The 18487-nt window shown below is 74.1% G+C and carries 18 protein-coding genes; 13 read left to right on the plus strand and 5 right to left on the minus strand.

Translation table 11 applies throughout. From position 1 onward, the window contains the following. Window positions 1-25: 25 nt before the first annotated feature. Together SXIM_RS23235 and SXIM_RS23240 are read right to left on the minus strand one after the other, a co-directional pair. Window positions 26-1033: a DUF2637 domain-containing protein gene (locus SXIM_RS23235; RefSeq protein ID WP_030730574.1), complete on the minus strand. Its 1008-nt coding sequence runs from the start codon at window positions 1031-1033 to the stop codon at window positions 26-28. A gap of 155 nt (window positions 1034-1188) precedes the next feature. Then, the gene (locus SXIM_RS23240) at window positions 1189-2016 is read right to left on the minus strand and encodes a (2Fe-2S)-binding protein (protein ID WP_030730577.1); all 828 of its coding nucleotides are present in this window, start codon (window positions 2014-2016) and stop codon (window positions 1189-1191) included. A gap of 135 nt (window positions 2017-2151) precedes the next feature. Here SXIM_RS23240 and SXIM_RS23245 point away from each other — a divergent pair, with 135 nt between their 5' ends. After that, window positions 2152-2859, plus strand: coding sequence for a GntR family transcriptional regulator (locus SXIM_RS23245; protein WP_375878755.1), 708 nt, complete (start codon window positions 2152-2154; stop codon window positions 2857-2859). 28 nt (window positions 2860-2887) lie between these two features. On the opposite strand, the gene SXIM_RS23250 is transcribed toward SXIM_RS23245, so the two are convergent. Then, window positions 2888-3673, minus strand: coding sequence for a hypothetical protein (locus SXIM_RS23250; RefSeq protein WP_046725862.1), 786 nt, complete (start codon window positions 3671-3673; stop codon window positions 2888-2890). A 182-nt stretch (window positions 3674-3855) separates the two neighbouring features. On the opposite strand from SXIM_RS23250, the gene SXIM_RS23255 reads away from it, so the two are divergent. Beyond that, window positions 3856-4953 (plus strand): membrane protein, encoded by a 1098-nt coding sequence (locus SXIM_RS23255; protein ID WP_030730584.1) that lies wholly within the window; start codon window positions 3856-3858, stop codon window positions 4951-4953. Window positions 4954-4996: 43 nt separating this feature from the next. Here SXIM_RS23255 and SXIM_RS23260 read toward each other — a convergent pair whose 3' ends face one another. Continuing rightward, window positions 4997-6652, minus strand: a complete 1656-nt coding sequence (locus SXIM_RS23260) for a PucR family transcriptional regulator (RefSeq protein WP_046725036.1) — start codon at window positions 6650-6652, stop codon at window positions 4997-4999. Between the two features lie 182 nt (window positions 6653-6834). Between SXIM_RS23260 and SXIM_RS23265 the strand changes: the two genes are divergently transcribed. The 4 genes from SXIM_RS23265 to SXIM_RS23280 are packed head-to-tail and all read left to right on the plus strand — an operon-like array spanning window position 6835 to window position 11648. Further along, complete coding sequence (locus SXIM_RS23265) at window positions 6835-7716, plus strand: FAD binding domain-containing protein (RefSeq protein WP_030730590.1); 882 nt, start codon at window positions 6835-6837, stop codon at window positions 7714-7716. Further along, window positions 7707-8195 (plus strand): (2Fe-2S)-binding protein, encoded by a 489-nt coding sequence (locus tag SXIM_RS23270; RefSeq protein WP_030730594.1) that lies wholly within the window; start codon window positions 7707-7709, stop codon window positions 8193-8195. Before SXIM_RS23265 ends, SXIM_RS23270 begins: the two co-directional genes overlap by 10 nt. Beyond that, window positions 8192-10552: a xanthine dehydrogenase subunit D gene (gene pucD, locus SXIM_RS23275; RefSeq protein ID WP_046725037.1), complete on the plus strand. Its 2361-nt coding sequence runs from the start codon at window positions 8192-8194 to the stop codon at window positions 10550-10552. The genes SXIM_RS23270 and pucD overlap by 4 nt, the downstream gene beginning before the upstream one ends. Before the next feature lie 4 nt (window positions 10553-10556). Beyond that, window positions 10557-11648: an XdhC family protein gene (locus SXIM_RS23280; protein WP_046725038.1), complete on the plus strand. Its 1092-nt coding sequence runs from the start codon at window positions 10557-10559 to the stop codon at window positions 11646-11648. A 143-nt stretch (window positions 11649-11791) separates the two neighbouring features. On the opposite strand, the gene SXIM_RS23285 is transcribed toward SXIM_RS23280, so the two are convergent. After that, window positions 11792-12475, minus strand: a complete 684-nt coding sequence (locus tag SXIM_RS23285; protein WP_030730601.1) for a hypothetical protein — start codon at window positions 12473-12475, stop codon at window positions 11792-11794. A 273-nt stretch (window positions 12476-12748) separates the two neighbouring features. On the opposite strand from SXIM_RS23285, the gene SXIM_RS23290 reads away from it, so the two are divergent. The 7 genes from SXIM_RS23290 (at window position 12749) to SXIM_RS23320 (ending at window position 18368) form a co-directional block, all read left to right on the plus strand. Further along, on the plus strand, window positions 12749-13108 hold the full coding sequence (locus SXIM_RS23290) for a DUF5955 family protein (protein ID WP_030730603.1): 360 nt from the start codon (window positions 12749-12751) through the stop codon (window positions 13106-13108). Between the two features lie 39 nt (window positions 13109-13147). Further along, complete coding sequence (locus tag SXIM_RS23295) at window positions 13148-13423, plus strand: hypothetical protein (RefSeq protein WP_046725039.1); 276 nt, start codon at window positions 13148-13150, stop codon at window positions 13421-13423. Then, window positions 13420-13815: a helix-turn-helix domain-containing protein gene (locus SXIM_RS23300; protein WP_046725040.1), complete on the plus strand. Its 396-nt coding sequence runs from the start codon at window positions 13420-13422 to the stop codon at window positions 13813-13815. Before SXIM_RS23295 ends, SXIM_RS23300 begins: the two co-directional genes overlap by 4 nt. A 77-nt stretch (window positions 13816-13892) precedes the next feature. Further along, on the plus strand, window positions 13893-14756 hold the full coding sequence (uraD, locus tag SXIM_RS23305) for a 2-oxo-4-hydroxy-4-carboxy-5-ureidoimidazoline decarboxylase (RefSeq protein WP_078635373.1): 864 nt from the start codon (window positions 13893-13895) through the stop codon (window positions 14754-14756). 6 nt (window positions 14757-14762) lie between these two features. Next, a complete protein-coding gene (pucL, locus tag SXIM_RS23310; protein WP_046725041.1) occupies window positions 14763-15668 on the plus strand; it encodes a factor-independent urate hydroxylase in 906 nt (301 codons plus the stop codon). A gap of 13 nt (window positions 15669-15681) precedes the next feature. Further along, a complete protein-coding gene (locus SXIM_RS23315; RefSeq protein WP_030730618.1) occupies window positions 15682-17049 on the plus strand; it encodes an 8-oxoguanine deaminase in 1368 nt (455 codons plus the stop codon). A 44-nt stretch (window positions 17050-17093) separates the two neighbouring features. Next, complete coding sequence (locus tag SXIM_RS23320) at window positions 17094-18368, plus strand: sulfite oxidase (RefSeq protein WP_030730621.1); 1275 nt, start codon at window positions 17094-17096, stop codon at window positions 18366-18368. The last annotated feature ends 119 nt before the right edge of the window (window positions 18369-18487 follow it).

Consider the following 18487-nt stretch of genomic DNA (forward strand, 5'->3'; position numbering starts at 1 on the left):
AGCGGCGCCGCATCCGGGTCAAGGTTCAGCCGAACTGACGCTCGATCTGGGCCAGTTTCTCCTCAAGAGAGTTGAGCCGGCCGTCCGCGCCGGACAGATCGGTACGGGAGGACGCGGCCGTCGCGGTGGCGGTGCCACCGCTGCCCGGGGCGTCCAGCGCCCGCCGTCCGCCGGGAGCCTGACCGGACTCCAGCGCCGCCGGCTCCGTACGGTCCCCGCCGGCCTGCTCCACCGCGACCTCGACCCGCTGCTGCCGGCCCAGCGCCTTGATCCGCGCCTTCTCCAGCTTGCGCTGCTCCTTGCGGCGGGCCTTCTCCAGCTCCTTGGTACGGCGCTCCTCGCGGACCTCCTCGACGGCCTCGTCCAGGGTGCGGACATTCTCCAGCAGCATCAGCGACCAGGCACCGTAGGTCTCGCGCGGCGCCCGCATCCACCGGACGAACCGGATCTGCGGCAGCGGACGCGGCACCAGGCCCTGCTCGCGCAGCGCCGCCTTGCGGGTCTGCTTGAGCGCGCGGTCGAAGAGGATGGCCGCGGAGAGCGACATCCCGGCGAAGAACTGCGGGGCGCCGGCGTGCATCTCACCGCGCGGCGCGTGCACCCAGTTGAACCAGGCGGCGGCACCGGCGAACAGCCACACCAGCATCCGCGAGCCCAGCGACGCGTCGCCCTGGCTCGCCTCGCGCACCGCGATCACCGCACAGAACATGGCCGCGCCGTCCAGGCCGAACGGGACCAGGTACTCCCAGCCGCCCGAGAGGTTCAGGTTCTCCCGGCCGAAGCCGACCAGCCCCTGGAAGGACAGCGCCGCCGCCACTCCGGCGCAGCAGAAGAGCAGAAGGTAGGAGGCGGTCGCGTACGCGCGCTCCTTGCGCCGGCGGCGCTCCTCCATCACTTCCCACGAGTCGCTCTGCACCCCGTCGGCAGCCGCTGCCGCAGGTTTGCGTCCCTTGCTCATCAGGGTCACCGCGACAAGGGCACCCGCCAGGAGCACGGCTCCTGCGATCACCCAGCTGAACTCTATGTCGGTCATAGCGGAGCACCTTACCCGGCTCGGGAGGCCGTCTTTCGCGGCTGTGTTTCCGCCAGCATCCTGCGTCAACGAGGGGGTTCGCTGGTGGGGTTGACAACCCGGCCCCACCAATGGGTGAGGCGCGGAAAGGGGTTGTGCTATTTGTTGCGAAACCTTTAGCGAACGGCTGTCAACCGTTCGATCCGCTCGCTGTCACACATGCGCGGGCAGGTCACACACGTGGACTCGGGACGCAGTGTGTAGAAGAGACAGCAGCTCACCCGGTCGCGGGTGCGCAGCACCGCGCCATCCGGACCGGTGAGGTCCCGGAACGCGGCACCACCCGGATAGGGGGTGGTGCCACCGGGCAGCAGCAACTGCGCCTCGGCGAGCGCGCGCTCCTCCTCACCGAGCAGCGAACCCAGGTACCACAGGCTCTCGGTGAGCTCATCGGTCGCCATGCCCCACAGCGCCCGGCTGCCCCGGCGCATCCGCGGCCGGAACCCCTCGAGCACCGGCCCCAGATGGGCGGCCGCCGCCTCGCGCACCGCCGCCCGCAGCGCCTCCTCGTCCGCGACCACCCGGGCATCCGGATGACCGGCCAGCGGATCGTCGGGCAGACAGCTGAAGGTGCGGGCGGCTGCCGTGATCAGGCCATCGGCGCGATGGAATGCGACATCCGCCGGCTCCAGCCACGGCACCCGGCGCAACAGGAAGTAGGGGAGCGTGAACAGGACGGCGGCGGGCCACGCGTACCGGTGCAGTGCGAAACTGGCCACGACCTGTGGCCGGCCCCGCTGTCCGTAGTCGGCGAGAATGCGTTCGTCGTCCCAGGTCAGGAAGTCCTCCAGCACCGGCCCCGCCTCGGCGAGATCGCTGCCGCGCACCCAGCCCGGGCCGCCGCGCGGCTCCTCCTGGGTGAACCGGAGGGTGCTCAGGACATCATTCGCACGATCGAGTGCGGGTGCCAGCGGATGGGCCGGGGCGAGAGCGGAGACGTGCATGGTGCCACCGAATCAAGTGCAAGGGCGAAACGGAGAGGTAAGGCTTACCTTACCCGATCACGGAGGGGGTTTGATCTCGGCCCATATCGGCCTAGGGTGCTCGGCATCACTTTTTCCGGTGGAGGGGGCGCCCGCGTGGATGCGTACATAGCGACGGCCCCTGCCGCGCCGGTGGTGCGCCCCGACCGGCCGCCCCTTCCCGTACGGCCCCGGTCGCTGCCCGAACGCCACTCCGTGCGCGCCCAGGTGCTCGCCGCGCTGCGCGACGCGCTGGCCAGCGGCCAACTCGCCCCGGGCGAGGTGTACTCGGCGCCGGTGCTCGCCGAGCGGTACGGCGTCTCGGCGACCCCGGTGCGCGAGGCGATGCAGCAACTCGCCAGCGAGGGCGCCGTGGAGACGGTCCCCAACCGGGGCTTCCGGATCGCGGGCCACACCCCGCGCGACGCCGCCGAACTCGCCGAGGTGCGCGCCGCCCTCGAAGTGCCCGCCATCATGCGGCTGGCCCACACCCTGCCCCCCGAACGCTGGGACGAGCTGCGTCCGCTGGCCGAGGCGACCGTCACCGCCGCCACACGCGGGGACCGCGCCGCCTACGCGGAGGCCGACCGCTGCTTCCACCGCGCCCTGCTGCACCTGACCGGCAACCGCCAACTGGTGCTGATAGCGGAGGATCTGCACCGGCGCTCCCAGAGCCCCGCCTCGCAGGGCACACTGCCGGGCACCGCCGAACTCCTGGCCGACGCCCTGGAACACGCCGCCCTGCTGGACGCGCTGCGCCGCCACGACGTGCCGGCGGCGCAGCAACTGGCGACCGAGCACTTCACCGGCGCCCAGGACCGGTGACGGAGCCGGGTCACGCGGGCGCGGCGGCTCAGTCCGCCGCCGCACGGGGTGCGAAGTGGGGGGCCAGCCAGCGGGGAACCCGGTCCAGCAGGTGGAACAGGCGGCTCGCCTCGGTACGCAGCCGGGCCGCCTCCGGTTCCGGCTGAACCTCCGCCAGCGCCACCAGGGCCGGGGCGATCCCCACCAGGAACCCGGTCTCCTCGCGCAGCCGCAGACTGTGGGTGAAACCCTCCCTGGCCCGGTCGAGATCGCCCTTCTCCTGCGCCAGCGCCGCCAGATGCCGCCAGGTGTACGAGCTGAGCAGCGCGTCCCCGCGCGCCACCGCCTCGACGTGCGCCCGCCGGAAACCGGCCTCCGCCGCCTCCGCGTTGCCGCTCACATGCTGGGCCATCAGCCCGCGCCGGAAATCCAGCAGGGCCCGCCCCGGCGAGTCGGGGGCCAGCAGCGCGGCGGCGCGGCCCAGCGCGGCCCGCGCCTCATCCGTACGGTCGCGCACCCGCAATAACGTCGAGGCGTACGCCAGGTACCCGCGCTCACCGGCCGCCGCGCCCCGCTCTTCGTCCGTCAGCGGCATCGACTCGACCGCGCGCAGCGCGTCCTCCGCCCGCTCCCACCCCTCGCCGGTGAACATGCAGCACTCCACCAGCAGCGCGGTGCGGTGCAACGCCGCCGCGGGTGAGGCGGCCGCGGTCGTCTCCAGCAGCGCCGCCGCGTCCTGCCAGCAGCCACGCGACCGAAGCCGCCATACCGCGCTGTCCAGGGGAACGGTCGGTGGTATGGCGGTGTCCGCCACATTGCCCTCCAGGCGCGTCATTGAGCCGATGGTGCACTCGTGCATGTGCGTACGTGACTGTGGAGGAATCTCAGCACGGGCCACCGGGCCCGGCCAAGAGGCGTGCGTGAATCAGTTCACAAATCCGGGCCGGGCCTCCGGCGGCCACCCAATGGCCCATCCCCGCTGGGCGTCCGCCCCGCCGCGCCCGCACGATGCGAGGTATGGAGCCGATATCCGGATACGCGCGCGGCGGCTTGTGGACCTCGCTGCGCGGCGCCGTGACACCGCGCGCCGCGCTGCTGGTGCTGGGCGCCCTGCTCTTGCAGTGGGCGTTCATCACCTCGTACGTGGGGGCGCTGCACCGTCCCGAGCCGCACCGCATCCCGATCGCGCTGGTGGCCCCGCAGGAGATGGCCGGTCAGCTGGTCTCCCAGCTGGACGGGCTGCCGGGGGACCCACTCCATGTCAAGCACACCTCGACCGAGGAGGCGGACGGGCTGCGCATGGTGCGGCACCGGGACGTGGACGGCGCGCTGATCGTGGACGGCTCCGGCACCCAGGACACCCTGCTGGTGGCGACCGGTGGCGGCACCTCGACCGCGGAGACGCTGGCGCAGCTGATGCTGTCCGTGGAGGCCGCGCAGAACCGCACCCTGGAGGTGCGGGACGTCGCCCCCACGGCGGCCGGTGACGCGCGCGGCCTGACCTCCTTCTTCCTGGTCATCGGCTGGGTGGTGGGCGGCTATCTGTGCGCGGCCGTGCTCGCCATCAGTGCCGGGAGCCGGGCCTCCACCGTGTCGCGCGCGCTGTTCCGGCTGGGCGCGCTGCTGATCTTCTCGCTGCTGTCCGGGCTCGGCGGCGCGGTGATCGTGGGCCCGGTCCTGGACGCGCTGCCCGGGCGGCTGGTGGCGCTGGCGCTGGTGGGCGCACTGGTGGTGTTCGCGACCGGGGCGGTGACCCTGGCGCTGCAGGCGCTGTTGGGGGCCGTCGGCATCGGGCTGACGCTGCTGATCGTGGTGGTCCTCGGCAATCCGAGCGCGGGCGGCGCGATCGGGACCTCCCTGCTGCCCACCTTCTGGCGTGGCATCGGCTCGGCGATGATCCCGGGCGCCGGAACGTGGGCGACCCGGTCCATCGCGTACTTCCAGGGCCATGCCCTCACCAACCCGCTGGTGGTGCTGGGCATCTGGGCGGTGGCCGGGGTGGCGGTGACGCTCCTCGCCTCGCTGCTGGGCGGGCGCCGCAGATGGAACGAGGAGATGCCCTACCGCACCGTCTCGGACGGCGGTTTCCTCGGCATCAGGCCCTGGACGCGCTGACCGCGCGCCGCAGGCCACCCGCCACGGCGCCCGGTCCGCCCCCTCACCGGCTCAGCCGCAGCGCGAGGAGGAAGTCCAGTTTGTCCTCCAGCCGGTTCAGGTCCCGGCCGGTGAGCGCCTCGATCCGGCCGATCCGGTAGCGCAGCGTATTGACGTGCAGGTGCAGGTGGGCCGCGCACCGCGTCCAGGAGCCGTCGGCCGCCAAGAACGCCTCCAGGGTGGGGATCAGCCGCGCACGGTGCCGCCGGTCGTAGGCGCGCAACGGATCCAGCAGCCGTGCGGTGAAGGCGAGCCGCACCTCCTCCGGGACGAACGGCAGCAGCAGGACGTGCGAGGCCAGTTCGTCGTGACCGGCCCCGCGCACCGCCCCGTTCCCGGCGGCGGCCACCCGCTGAGCGTGCCGCGCCTCCTCCAGCGCGCCGCGCAGCCCGCCGGCCGTCCCGACCGGGGCGCTCACCCCCAGCGTCAGCCGGCCGCCGTCGCGGAGCCCGGCGGACAGGACTCCACGCACCGGTGCCAGGACGCTCTCGGCCCGCAGCGCGGCGCCCTCGCCGGGCAGCGCGGGCAGGGGGACGAGGGCCACCGCCCCGCCGTCGGGCGGCGCGCCCGCCACCAGGGCCGGCTCGGTGCCGCCGGGAGCGGTCAGGAGTTCCTCCAGCAGCGCCGCCGCCACCCCGCCACCCGCGTCTGCCTCCTCGTCCCCGGCTCCGCCCCCGTCGACGCCCTCCACCCGGGCCACCACCACCTGCCAGCGCGGGTCGGCGAGCGAGTGACCCAGGACCGGACCGGCCACCCGCAGCCGCGCCGCCACCTCGGCGGGCACCGCCCCGTCCCGCAGCAGCCGCACGATCTCCCGGGCCAGGCGGCGCCGTACCGTACGGGACGCCTCGTGCCGGTCGTGCTCGGCGGCGATCAGCTCCGCCACGCCCGCCAGCAGATCGCGCCGTTCGTCCGGCCACTCGCCCCCATCGGCGCGTACCACCAGCTGCCGGCCGGTGAGCGCGGCGGCCCGCCCCCGGGCGTCGCCGGGCACCGGGAAGAGCGCGTACCCGCTTCCGTCACCGGCGGCGGACGGCACCCGGTACGGGCCCGGACGGCCGGCGAGCGCCGCCGTCATCCGGTGGGCGGCCAACTCCGCCGCCACCGCGCCGGGCAGCGGCACCCGCCCGGAACCGGCGATCACCCGGCCGGTGGCCGACAGCAGCCAGGCCGGCAGATCCAGCTCGGCGCCCAGCAGATCGAGCACGCCCTGCGGCCCGCCCCCGCCGGGCCCGGCGGCCATCAGCCGCCGGTGCCGGTCCACGACGGCCGCCAGGTCCCCGGCCCGGTGCCCGGAGATCCGCCGCACCACCCGCTCGGTGATCTCGGCGAACGCGACCTCCTGCGCCACCGCGAACAGCGGCAGCCCGTGCCGGGCACAGGCGGCGGCCAGATCGTCGGGGACCGAGCCGAGTTCGGCCTCGCCCGCCGCCAGCGCGGTCACGCCCGCCCGGGACAGGACCCGTACGAAGGGCTCGGAGTCCTGGGGGCCGCGCCACCAGGCGAGCCCGGTCAGCACCAGTTCGCCGCCGTGCAGATAGCGGCTGGGGTCGCGCAGATCGGTCGTCATCACCCCGCGCACCCGGGCCTCCAGGCGGCCCGCGCCGTGCAGCAGCCGCAACCCCAGTGCGTCGTCCGCCAGCAGTGTGCGCAGTCGCATGTCCGTCCGCCGATGTCGTCCGTGTTGCCCGGGGGCTGCCGCCCCATTGCCCGCGCCGCTTCCTCGTACGAACCTACAAGATGTGGGGGTCCGGCGAATGGGTGCTTCGGCCCTTCCGTGACTGCCCCCGGCGCGCGACGACCGTTGTACTGGCTGCACCACCAGACAGGGAGAACCGCCGCATGGACTTCCTCCGCCCGGCCGGCTGGTCCGAGGCGCTGGCCGCCAAGGCCGCCCACCCCGACGCCGTGCCCCTCACCGGCGGCACCGACGTGATGGTCGAGCTGACCTTCGACCGGCGCCGCCCCGAACGGCTCCTCGACCTGTCCCGCATCCCCGAACTGCGCACCTGGGAGACCGGCGAGCGCACCGTACGGCTCGGCGCCGCCGTCCCGTACGCCGCCGTCATCGAGCACCTGGCCACCGAACTGCCCGCGCTCGCGCTCGCCGCCCGCACCGTCGGCTCCCCGCAGATCCGCAACCGCGGCAGCGTCGGCGGGAACCTCGGGGCCGCCTCCCCGGCCGGCGACAGCCACCCCGCGCTGCTGGCCGCCGGTGCCGAGGTGGAGGCCGCCTCCGTGCGCGGCACCCGCCGCATCCCCATCGACGCCTTCTACACCGGCGTCAAACGCAACGCCCTCGCCCCCGACGAACTCATCCGCGCCATCCACATCGAACGGGCCACCGGGCCGCAGCAGTTCGCCAAGGTCGGCACCCGCAACGCCATGGTCATCGCCGTGTGCGCCTTCGCGCTCGCGCTGCACCCGGGCGCCGGCACGGTCCGTACCGGCATCGGCTCCGCCGCCCCCACCCCCGTCCGCGCCCACGACGCGGAGGACTTCCTCGCCGGCGCGCTGGCCGGCGCCGGGGCGTGGGAGCGCCCCGGGCCGCTGGCGCCCGAGGTGGTGCGCCGCTTCGCCGAACTGGCCGGCGCCGCCTGCCGCCCCATCGACGACGTACGCGGCACCGCCCGCTACCGGGTGCACGCCATCGGCGTACTCGCCCGCCGCACCCTGGACTGGACCTGGGACGCCTACCGGAAGGGGCTGACACCGTGCGCGTGACCTGCACCGTCAACGGCCGGCCGTGCGTGGCCGACAACGTCTGGGAGGGCGAGAGCCTGCTGTACGTGCTGCGCGAGCGGCTCGGCCTGCCCGGCTCCAAGAACGCCTGCGAACAGGGCGAATGCGGCTCCTGCACCATCCGGATGGACGGCGACCTGGTCTGTGCCTGCCTGGTCGCCGCCGGCCAGGCCGAGGGCGCCGACCTGCGGACCGTAGAGGGACTGGCCGGCGAGGACGGCGCGCTCGCCCCCGTCCAGCGCGCCTTCCTGGACGCGGGTGCCGTGCAGTGCGGCTTCTGCACCCCCGGCCTGCTGATGGCCACCGAGGAACTCCTCGAACGGGTCCCCGAACCCTCCGACGCCGACATCCGCGAGGCGCTCTCCGGCAATCTGTGCCGCTGCACCGGCTACGAGCACATCATGGACGCGGTCCGGCTGGCAGCCGCCCGCCGCACCGCTGTGGAGGGCCGACCGGCATGACGCTCCGTCCCGGAACCCTCAGCCAGCGCAGCGCGCGCGGCACCACCGGCGGCGTCGGCGAATCCACCGGCCGCCCGGACGGCACCCTCAAGGTCACCGGCGAGTTCGCCTACTCCTCCGACCTGTGGCACGAGGACATGCTGTGGGGCCACACCCTGCGCAGCCCGCACCCGCACGCCGAGATCCTCGGCATCGATGTCGCCGCCGCTCTCGCGCTCCCCGGCGTGCACGCCGTCCTCACCCACCACGACCTGCCCGCCGCCACCCACTACGGCCTGGAGTTCTCCGACCAGCCCGTCCTCGCCCGGGACGTGGTGCGCTACCAGGGCGAGGCGGTGGCCGTCGTCGCCGCCGACCACCCGGAGACCGCCCGCCGCGCCGCCGCCGCCATCGCCGTCGCGTACCGCGAACTGCCCGTCGTCCACGACGAGACCTCCGCCACCGCCCCCGGCGCCCCGCTGCTCCACCCGGACCGCACCGACCACCACGCCGCCGACAGCCCGCACCCCAACGTCGTGCACCGCCAGCCCGTCCGGCACGGCGACGTGGCCGCCGCCCGCGCCCGCGCCGAGGTCGTGGTGCGCGGCACCTACCAGGTCGGCATGCAGGACCAGGCGTTCCTGGGCCCCGAGTCCGGGCTCGCCGTCCCCGCCGAGGACGGCGGCATCGACCTCTACATCGCCACCCAGTGGCTGCACGTGGACCAGAAGCAGATCGCCCCCGTCCTGGGCCTGCCGGCCGAGAAGGTACGGCTGACCCTCTCCGGCGTCGGCGGCGCCTTCGGCGCCCGCGAGGACCTGTCCATGCAGGCCCACGCCTGCCTGCTGGCCCTGCGCACCGGGCGCCCCGTCAAGATGGTCTACAACCGGGAGGAATCCTTCTTCGGGCATGTCCACCGCCACCCGGCGAGGCTCAGCTACGAGCACGGCGCGCTGCGCGACGGCACCCTGCTGTACGTCACCTGCCGCATCGTCCTGGACGGCGGCGCCTACGCCTCCTCCTCACCGGCCGTCGTGGGCAACGCCGCCTCACTGGGCCTGGGCCCCTACGACATCCCGAACGCCGACATCGAGGCCCTGGCGCTCTACACCAACAACCCGCCCTGCGGCGCCATGCGCGGCTTCGGCGCGGTGCAGGCGTGCTTCGCCTACGAGGCCCAGATGGACAAGCTCGCCGCCGCACTGGACATGGACCCGGTGACGCTGCGGCAGCACAACGCCATGCGGCAGGGCACCGTGATGCCCACCGGACAGCCGGTGGACTCTCCGGCCCCGGTCGCCGCACTGCTCGCCGCGGTCGCCGCCCGGCCGCTCCCGCCGCCCCGGCGGTGGGAGAACGCGACCGGCACCGCCGACGTACGGGAACTGCCCGGCGGACTGTCCAACACCACCCACGGGGAGGGCGTCGTGCGGGGCGTCGGCTACGCCGTGGGCATCAAGAACGTGGGCTTCTCCGAGGGCTTCGACGACTACTCCACCGCCCGCGTCCGCCTGGAAGTGGTGGCCGGCGAACCGGTGGCCGTGGTGCACACGGCGGCGGCCGAGGTCGGCCAGGGCGGCGTCACCGTCCAGGCCCAGATCGCCCGCACCGAACTCGGCGTCACCCGCGTCACCCTGCTCCCCGCCGACACCACGGTCGGCTCGGCCGGCTCCACCTCCGCCTCCCGCCAGACGTACATGACCGGCGGCGCGGTGAAACACACCTGCGAGGCGGTGCGGGAGCAGGTCCTGGACCGGGCGCGGGAACGCTTCGGCGCGGCGGCGGCCCGCCTGGAGGCGGGCAAGGTGGTGGCGGCCGACGGGGAGGTGATCGCCACCCTGGCGGACGTGCTGGGCGACGGGGCGATCGAGCTGGAACGGGAGTTCCGGCACCGGCCCACCCGGCCCTTCCACCCGCGCACCGGGCAGGGCCACGGCCATGTGCAGTACTCCTTCTGCGCGCACCGTGCCGTGGTGGAGGTGGACACCGAACTCGGCCTGGTGAAGGTCATCGAGCTGGCCGCCGCCCAGGACGTCGGCAAGGCGCTCAACCCCTTGTCGGTCGCCGGGCAGATCCACGGCGGCAGCGCCCAGGGGCTCGGCCTCGCCGTCCTGGAGGAGATCGTGGTCGGCCCGGACGGCCGGGTCCGCAACCCCTCCTTCACCGACTATCTGATCCCCACCATCCTGGACGTGCCCAGCATGCCGCTGGACATCCTCGAACTCGCCGACGAACACGCCCCGTACGGCCTGCGCGGCGTGGGCGAGGCACCCACCCTCTCCGCCACCCCGGCGATCGTGGCCGCCGTCCGGCAGGCCACCGGGCTCGACCTGGTCCGGGTGCCGGTGCGCCCGGAACACCTCACCGGTACGGCGTAGCGGCATGCTGGAGATCGCCCGGGAACTGGGGGAGTGGCTGGCGGACGGGCGCGCGTTCGCGGTGGCCACGGTGAGCGCGGTGCACGGCAGCGCCCCGCGCCCGCCCGGCGCGGCGCTGGCCGTGGACGGCGCGGGCACCGTGATCGGCAGCGTCTCCGGGGGCTGCGTGGAGGGCGCGGTGTACGAGCTGTGCCGCGCCGCCCTGGCGGACGGCGCGGTGCGGGTGGAGCGCTTCGGCTACAGCGACGCGGAGGGCTTCGCGGCCGGGCTGACCTGCGGCGGCAGCATCGAGGTGCTGATCACGCCGGTCCCCCAGCGCTCCGCGCTGCGCACGCCGCTGACGCGCGCGGTGACGGCGGAGCACGGCGCGCTGGTCCGCCCGCTGACGGGCCGTGGCGCGCTGTACGTCCCGGCCCTGGGCGACGCGTGCGGGTCGCTGGGGCACGGCGCGGAGACCGACCGCGTGGCGGCGGCTCGCGCCGGTGCGATGCTGCGGGCCGGGCGCACCGGGGTGCTGCGGCTGGGCGCGGAGCTGAGGCTGCTGGTGGAGAGCCGGGTGCCGCCGCCACGGCTGTTGGTGTTCGGCGCGGTGGACTTCGCGGCGGCGCTGGCCACCGCCGGGTCCTTCCTCGGCCACCGGGTGACCGTGTGCGACGCCCGCCCGGTCTTCGCCACGCCGGCCCGGTTCCCCGGCGCGGACGAGGTGGTGGTCCGCTGGCCGCACACCTACCTGGCCGCCGAGGCGGCCGCCGGGCGGCTCGATGAGCGGACGGCGGTGTGCGTGCTGACGCATGACGCCAAGTTCGACGTGCCGCTGCTGGAGATCGCGCTGCGGCTGCCCGTCGCGTACATCGGGGCGATGGGGTCGCGCCGTACCCACGCCGACCGGATGGACCGGCTGCGGGAGGCCGGGCTCACCGAGCGCGAACTCGACCGGCTGCGCTCCCCGATCGGCCTGGACATCGGGGCCCGCACCCCGCAGGAGACGGCGCTGTCCATCACGGCCGAGATCGTGGCCACCCGCGAACGCGCCTCGGGCCATCCGCTGACCGGTGGTCACGCGCCCCGCATCCACCGGACGCTGCGCACGGGCTGAGGTCCGCGCCGCGCCGGCTCCAAGGGTGCGCGCGGGGACGCCGGGGGCGACGCGACGTAGTGGGGGACCGTCCGGTTCCGGCCATTGTCATCGACGGTTCCCGGTGCGGTGCGGGGAGTGGGTTCCGTCGGCGGGCCGGCCGGTCAGTCGGTCCCCGCGCCGTCCCGCAGCAGCCCGGCCGCCGGATCGTTCACCGGCTGCGGCGTACCCGTCAGATCCAGGACGAACAGCGGCAGTCGCAGCTCATCGGCGCGGACCCGTGCCCCCCGGTCGTACCCGGCCAGCGAGAACGCCACCGCGCGGGCCGGTTCCAGCAGCCCGTGCATCCACAGCGTCTCGATCTCCCGGGGCCCGGTCGGCTCGGTGGTGGTGTCCACCAGGCCCACCACACCGGCGCCATGCAGATCCACCCCCGACTCCGGGCGCGGCATGGCGGTGCGCACGTTCCGGAATCCCAGCCAGCGCAGGAACTGCGCCGCGCAGGCCACGGCGTCGTACCCGGTCCTGATGGTCAGCGGCTGGAACGGCGGCCGGGCGCCGGACTCCTCGCGCCCGGCGCCCGGCTCCGGGCGGTCGGCGGACAGCCGCACCGTGACCCCGCACGGGCAGTCGAACTCCGGCTGAGGCCACTGCCCCGACCGCCCGCAGGCAGGGCAGTCCAGCTGGGCCCAGGACGCCTCCCACGACCGGTGGCGTATCTGGGCGGGGGCACCGTCCCACCGGACCGGCACGGACACAGGTGCCCCGCAGGAGCATGGGTACTCCGGGGGCACATAGACGTGTTCACGGCGACACGCCGGGCACCGTACGGGCCTGCTGTTCGTCATGGATCGCTCCCGGGCCGGCACTGGGCCATCTCAGTGTTCCTTACGGCCCCTTGATCACGCAGGAGTATGCTCACCGTTGGTGGCTGTACGTCATCCGGGTGCGCCGAAGGTGTCGCGAGCGTTCATGTGAATGTGACCGGGACTTTCGCCCTCCGTATGGCGCAATGTGCGGACAGTGATATTTACTGTCGTCGTTCGTTGCGGTCGGGCGCCAAGCATGCGCCCCGGCGGGCGCGGGCGCATTGGGTGGTGTGGACGGCAGGGGAGGGCCGAGTGGCGACAGGCGAAGCTGAGGTCGCGCGGGTCACCGCGGGCGCGGTGGCCGACGGGGAAGATCCCCGCCTCATGTCCCTGCGTGCCGCGGTGGAGCGGCTGTGGGTGGACCTGAGCGGTTATCAGGCCCCGCTGGCGGACCGGGAGGTGGCCGAGCGTGAGCTGACGGGCCTGCTGGGACTGCTGGACGCGGGGGTTCCCGAGGACGCCCCGCTGAGCACCGCGCTGCTGCGGATCGCGGCGGCCGCGGGATCGGTCAGCGCGCTGGCACCGGCCGTGAGCCAGCTGCGGGAGGCGGTCGAGCTGTTCGGCGTGCCGCGTCACCGGGTGCTGCCGCATGTGCGGCACGGCGCCTCCTGACCCACGGTCGGGAGGGCTCGGCCGGGTTAGGTTGGCGGGGTGCGACTGAAACTTGAGTTCACCACCGAGCCCTTCGATCTGGACGAGCCCCCGGCGCACGCCGTGATGGCGCGCGAGGTGGCCCTGGGCGCCGCGCTGGACACCGTGGACGTCGGCCCGTTCGGCAACACGGTCGAGGGCACAGCCGACGAGGTGCTCACCCTGGTCAGCGATCTGCTCAGCAAGTCCCTGGCCGTCGGCGCCACCCGGATCTCGCTCCAGCTGAACGTGGTCGAGGGCAGTGGTCCCCGCGCCCCGGAGGGCTCCACCTCATGAGTGACCGCGGTGCCGCCGGTGCCGACGCCGGCACCGGCGCCGAAGCCTTCATAGCCGGGGTCGCGCCCCTGGTGGACGCCATCGGCGGGGAGCTGATCGCCCCCGCCGGGGCGGGGCCCGAGGACGTGGTGCTGTCCTGGGCCGGGCGGGAGGTGGTGGCGGTACGGCTGCCCGCGCTGTCCGGCTCCCTGGACCACCTGCTGTCCGAGCTGCGCCGGCGGCACGGTATGCCACTGGCGGACCTGGACCGCACGACCAAGCAGCAGGTGGTGCGGACCCTGGAGGCGCGGGGCGCGTTCGCGATGCGGCACGGGGTGGAGACGGTGGCGGGCGCCCTCGGCGTGAGCCGCTTCACCGTATACAACTACCTCAACCGCGAACAGGGCGGCTGACGTCGGCAGACTTCCCCCACAAGGGGGAAGCTCAACAAACTGTTGACGTCACTCGGAGTGGCCGGTTAGCTGGGGCCATGCCCCTCACCTCGCCGTCCGCGCCTCCCACGCGCCTCGACTGGTTCAACAACGCGCCGGAGCGCACCGCGCTCGACGCGCTGCACGACATCTGTGCCGCGCCGTCGTGGGCGGGGGCACTGGTGTCGGGGCGCCCGTACCCCGGGGTGGACCGGCTGCTGGCGGCCTCCGACGCCGCCACCGCGGAGCTGGACGCCACCGGCATCGGCCAGGCGCTCGCCGCGCACCCCCCGATCGGCGCACCCGCCCCGGGCGATCCCACCTCGGCGCGCGAACAGCGCGGCATGGCCGGTGCCACGCCCGAACTCGTCGCCGAGATGCACGAGCTGAACCTCGCCTACCAGGACCGGTTCGGCCAGGTCTTCCTCATCTGCGCCACCGGACTGAGCGGTGAACAGCTGCGGGACGCGCTCCGCGCCCGGCTCGACCACACCTCGGGGGAGGAGGGCGAGACGGTACGGACCGAGCTGGCGAAAATCAACCGGCTCCGGCTCACCCGGCTGCTGGCCACCCCGGCCCCCGCCGCCACCACCGTCTCCACGCACATCCTCGACACCGCCGCCGGCCGCCCGGCCGCCGGCGTCACGGTGGAACTGTCGGTACCGGACGACGACGGGGAGCACGCGGCCACCGGCACCGGCACCCGCTGGACGGTGCACGCCACGGCCGTCACCGACCCGGACGGCCGCTGCAAGGAACTCCCCCCGCTGCCCGGGACCGTCACCGCCGCCCGGCTGCGCTTCGCGGTCAGCGGCCCCTTCTTCCCCGAGGTCACCACCACGTTCGCGGTGCGCCCCGGCGAGCACCACCACGTACCCCTGCTGCTGAGCCCGTTCGGCTACTCCGTCTACCGAGGGAGCTGACCCGCCATGCCCACACTCGGCCAGAACCAGTACGGCAAGGCGGAGACCCGGATCGTCAAGGTGACCCGGGAGGGCACCACCCACCACCTGGAGGACCTCAAGGTCTCCGTGGCCCTGTCGGGCGACATGGACGAGGTGCACTACTCGGGCTCCAACGCCACCGTGCTGACGACCGACGCCACCAAGAACACGGTGTTCGCCTTCGCCAAGGAGTACGGCATCGGCTCCCCGGAACGTTTCGGCACCCTGCTCGCCCGGCACTTCACCGAGTCCCAGCCCACCCTCACCCGGGCCCGGATCCGCATGGAGAGCTACGCCTGGGAACGGATCGCCACCCCGGGCGAGGGCGAACACTCCTTCCTGCGCGACGGACGCGGGGTGCGCACCGCGCAGATCACCCACGACCGGGAAGAGGGCTGGGAGGCCCTTTCGGGACTGACCGCGCTCACCGTGCTGAACTCCACCGACTCCGAGTTCCACGGCTTCCTCAAGGACCGCTACACCACACTCCCCGAGACCCGGGACCGCGTCCTGGCCACCGACGTCACCGCGCTGTGGCGGCACCGCTGGAGCGGCCCGCAGGACGCGACCCCCGACTGGAACGCCAGCCACGCCGCCGCCCGCGGCCATCTGCTGGACGCCTTCGCCCGCACATACTCCTACTCGCTCCAGCAGACGCTGTTCGCGATGGGGTCCCGGGTGATAGACCACCGTCCCGAGATCGACGAGATCCGCCTCTCCCTGCCCAACAAGCACCACTTCCTCGCGGACCTCACCCCTTTCGGGATGGAGAACGAGACCGCGGACGGGGCCGTCTACTTCGCCGCCGACCGCCCCTACGGCCTGATCGAGGCGACCGTGCTGCGCGAGGGCGCCACCGCCCGCATCCCCGTCGACGCCACCAACCTCTGAGGACGCCACCGCCATGACGACGGTCATCGAGCACTGCGCCATCGCCACCGTGGACGCGGCCGGCACCGAGTACGCCGACGGTCACCTGGTGATCGCCGGCGACCGGATCAAGGCGGTCGGCCCGGGCCCCGCACCCCGCGAACTCCCCGACGACGGGAGCCCGCTGCGCCGCGTCGACGCCTCGGGGGCGCTCGCCACACCCGGACTGGTCAACACCCATCACCACTTCTACCAGTGGCTGACCCGCGGCCTGGCCCAGGACGCCCACCTCTTCGACTGGCTGGTCGGCCTCTACCCCCGGTGGTCCCGCATCGACGAGCGGATGGTGCACACCGCCGCCCGCGCCTCCCTCGCCATGATGGTCAGGGGCGGGGTCACCAGCGCCGTGGACCACCACTACATCTTCCCGCGCGGCACCGGGGACCTGCTCGGCGCCGAGATCGCCGCCGCCCGGGAGATCGGCGTACGCTTCACCGCCGCCCGCGGCTCGATGGACCTGGGCGCCTCCGACGGCGGACTGCCCCCGGACTTCGCCGTGGAGAGCACGGACGACGCCCTCGCCGCGACCGAGGCGGCCATCGACACCCACCACGACCCCGGGTTCTCCGCCATGCTGCGGATCGCGGTCGCGCCGTGCTCACCGTTCTCGGTGTCCACCGAGCTGCTGCGGCAGGCCGCAGAACTCGCCCGCCGCAAGGGGGTGCGGCTGCACACCCACGGCTCGGAGACCGTGGAGGAGGAGGCGTTCTGCCACGAACGGTTCGGCATGGGCCCCACCGACTACTTCGAGTCCACCGGCTGGCTCGGCGAGGACGTGTGGATGGCGCACTGCGTCCACATGACCGACGCCGACGTGGCGGCCTTCGCCCGCACCGGCACCGGCGTGGCCCACTGCCCCTCCTCCAACGCCCGGCTCGCCGCCGGCATCGCCCGCGTCCCCGATCTGCTGGCGGCCGGCGTCCCGGTCGGCCTCGGCGTGGACGGCACCGCCTCCAACGAATCCGGCGAACTCCACACCGAACTGCGCAACGCCCTGCTGATCAACCGCCTCGGACCGCACCGCGAGGCCGCCCTGAGCGCCCGCCAGGCACTGCGGCTGGCCACCTACGGCGGCGCCCAGGTGCTCGGCCGCACCGACGGGACCGGCTCGCTGGAGCCCGGCAAGCTCGCCGACGTGGTGCTGTGGCAACTGGACGGGCTCGGCCACTCCACCATCGCCGACCCGGTCGCCGCCCTGGTACTCGGCCCGCCCGCCCCCGTCACCCTCTCCCTCATCGGCGGCCGGCCGGTCGTCGAGCACGGGCGGCTGCTCACCGCCGACGAGCACGAGATCGCCCGCGCCGCGCGCACCGAATCCCGGCGGCTGGCGGATTGTTCATAGTGCGTCAATGGTGAGTGGGGCCGATCACCACCAGGATCGGTCCCATGACGAACGACGAGCGGGCATACGACCGCGGGCGGCTCGGCCTGTGGCTGGCCGGTACGGCGCGGGCCGAGGGCATCGAACGGCGCGATCTGCTGCGGCTGCTGGCGGCGGCCGGGGTAGGGGTGGGGGCGACGACGGCGGCCACGGTCGGCGCGGCGGCACCACCGGCCGCGGCGGCACCCGGTGCGAGGGCGGCGGGGATCGTCAAGCCGTTGCCCCCGGACCGGTTCGTCATCCACGGCACCAACGCCGAGACCCGCTGGTCCGCGCTGCGCGGCACCGGCTACCACACCCCCAACGACCTGTTCTTCGTCCGCAACCACACCGTCACCCCCGCCCTCGACGCCGCCACCTGGCGGCTGCGGATCTGGGGCGACGGGCTGCGCGGCGCCCGGCCCGCCGAGTTCTCCCTGGAGGACCTGCGCGCCCTGCCCGCCGTCGAGCGCTCCGTCTTCCTCGAGTGCGCGGGCAACGGCCGCAGCTTCTTCGACCGCCAGCAGGGCGAGCCGGTCTCCGGCACCGCCTGGTCGCTGGGCGCCATCGGCATGGCCCGCTGGCGCGGCGTCCGGCTGGCGGAGGTGCTGCGCCGGGCCGGCCTGTCCCCGCACGCCGTGGACATCCAGCCGCGCGGCCTGGACGACGCGTTCTTCTCCGGCGGCGTGAACCTGGGCCGGGTACGCCGCCCGCTGCCCGTCACGAAGGCGCTGGACGACGTCCTGCTGGCGTACGAGATGAACGGCGCGCCGCTGCCGCCCGACCACGGCCACCCCGTACGGCTGCTGGTGCCGTCCTGGATCGGCATCTCCTCGATCAAATGGCTGGGCGACATCGAGGTGTCGGCCACCCCGCTCTACTCGCCCTGGAACACCGACCTCTACCGCCTCTTCGGCCCCGGCCACCCCGAGGAGGGCAGCGCGCCGCTGAGCCGGCAGACCCTCAAGAGCGCCTTCGAACTCCCGTGGGAAGCGCCGCTGAGCGCCGGCCGCGCCCGGGTGCTCACCGGCCGCTCGTGGTCGGGCGGGCGTGGGGTGCGCTCCGTGGAGATCAGCGTCGACGGCGGCACCGCGTGGCGCCCCGCCACCCTCCACGACGCGCCACGCCCCGGCGGCTGGGTGCGCTGGTCCCTGCGCTGGACCCCGCGCACCCCGGGCCGCACCGAACTGCTGGCCAGGGCCACCGACGTGGACGGCACCACCCAGCCGGAGCGCACCGCGCACAACACCCAGGGCTATCTCTTCGACGCGGTGGTGCGCCATCCCGTGACGGTCGCCTGACCGTCCGGGGTCCGCGGTGGCCGGTTGGGCCCTCGCCGGACCGGGACCACGGCCGGGTGAAGGTGGCCCGGTAGCTGTCGGCGATGCCGGCATGTTGAAGACGGTGTACGAGCCGACGG

The sequence above is a fragment of the Streptomyces xiamenensis genome (genome assembly GCF_000993785.3).
GTDB lineage: Bacteria > Actinomycetota > Actinomycetes > Streptomycetales > Streptomycetaceae > Streptomyces > Streptomyces xiamenensis.

What these genes read in the sequence shown, in the direction of transcription:
- SXIM_RS23235 (WP_030730574.1), bottom strand. Translation starts at nt 1,033, where the DNA reads ATGACCGACATAGAGTTCAGCTGGGTGATCGCAGGAGCCGTGCTCCTG.
- SXIM_RS23240 (WP_030730577.1), bottom strand. Translation starts at nt 2,016, where the DNA reads ATGCACGTCTCCGCTCTCGCCCCGGCCCATCCGCTGGCACCCGCACTC.
- SXIM_RS23250 (WP_046725862.1), bottom strand. Translation starts at nt 3,673, where the DNA reads ATGACGCGCCTGGAGGGCAATGTGGCGGACACCGCCATACCACCGACC.
- SXIM_RS23255 (WP_030730584.1), top strand. Translation starts at nt 3,856, where the DNA reads ATGGAGCCGATATCCGGATACGCGCGCGGCGGCTTGTGGACCTCGCTG.
- SXIM_RS23260 (WP_046725036.1), bottom strand. Translation starts at nt 6,652, where the DNA reads ATGCGACTGCGCACACTGCTGGCGGACGACGCACTGGGGTTGCGGCTG.
- SXIM_RS23265 (WP_030730590.1), top strand. Translation starts at nt 6,835, where the DNA reads ATGGACTTCCTCCGCCCGGCCGGCTGGTCCGAGGCGCTGGCCGCCAAG.
- pucD (WP_046725037.1), top strand. Translation starts at nt 8,192, where the DNA reads ATGACGCTCCGTCCCGGAACCCTCAGCCAGCGCAGCGCGCGCGGCACC.
- SXIM_RS23280 (WP_046725038.1), top strand. Translation starts at nt 10,557, where the DNA reads ATGCTGGAGATCGCCCGGGAACTGGGGGAGTGGCTGGCGGACGGGCGC.
- SXIM_RS23285 (WP_030730601.1), bottom strand. Translation starts at nt 12,475, where the DNA reads ATGACGAACAGCAGGCCCGTACGGTGCCCGGCGTGTCGCCGTGAACAC.
- SXIM_RS23300 (WP_046725040.1), top strand. Translation starts at nt 13,420, where the DNA reads ATGAGTGACCGCGGTGCCGCCGGTGCCGACGCCGGCACCGGCGCCGAA.
- uraD (WP_078635373.1), top strand. Translation starts at nt 13,893, where the DNA reads ATGCCCCTCACCTCGCCGTCCGCGCCTCCCACGCGCCTCGACTGGTTC.
- pucL (WP_046725041.1), top strand. Translation starts at nt 14,763, where the DNA reads ATGCCCACACTCGGCCAGAACCAGTACGGCAAGGCGGAGACCCGGATC.
- SXIM_RS23315 (WP_030730618.1), top strand. Translation starts at nt 15,682, where the DNA reads ATGACGACGGTCATCGAGCACTGCGCCATCGCCACCGTGGACGCGGCC.
- SXIM_RS23320 (WP_030730621.1), top strand. Translation starts at nt 17,094, where the DNA reads ATGACGAACGACGAGCGGGCATACGACCGCGGGCGGCTCGGCCTGTGG.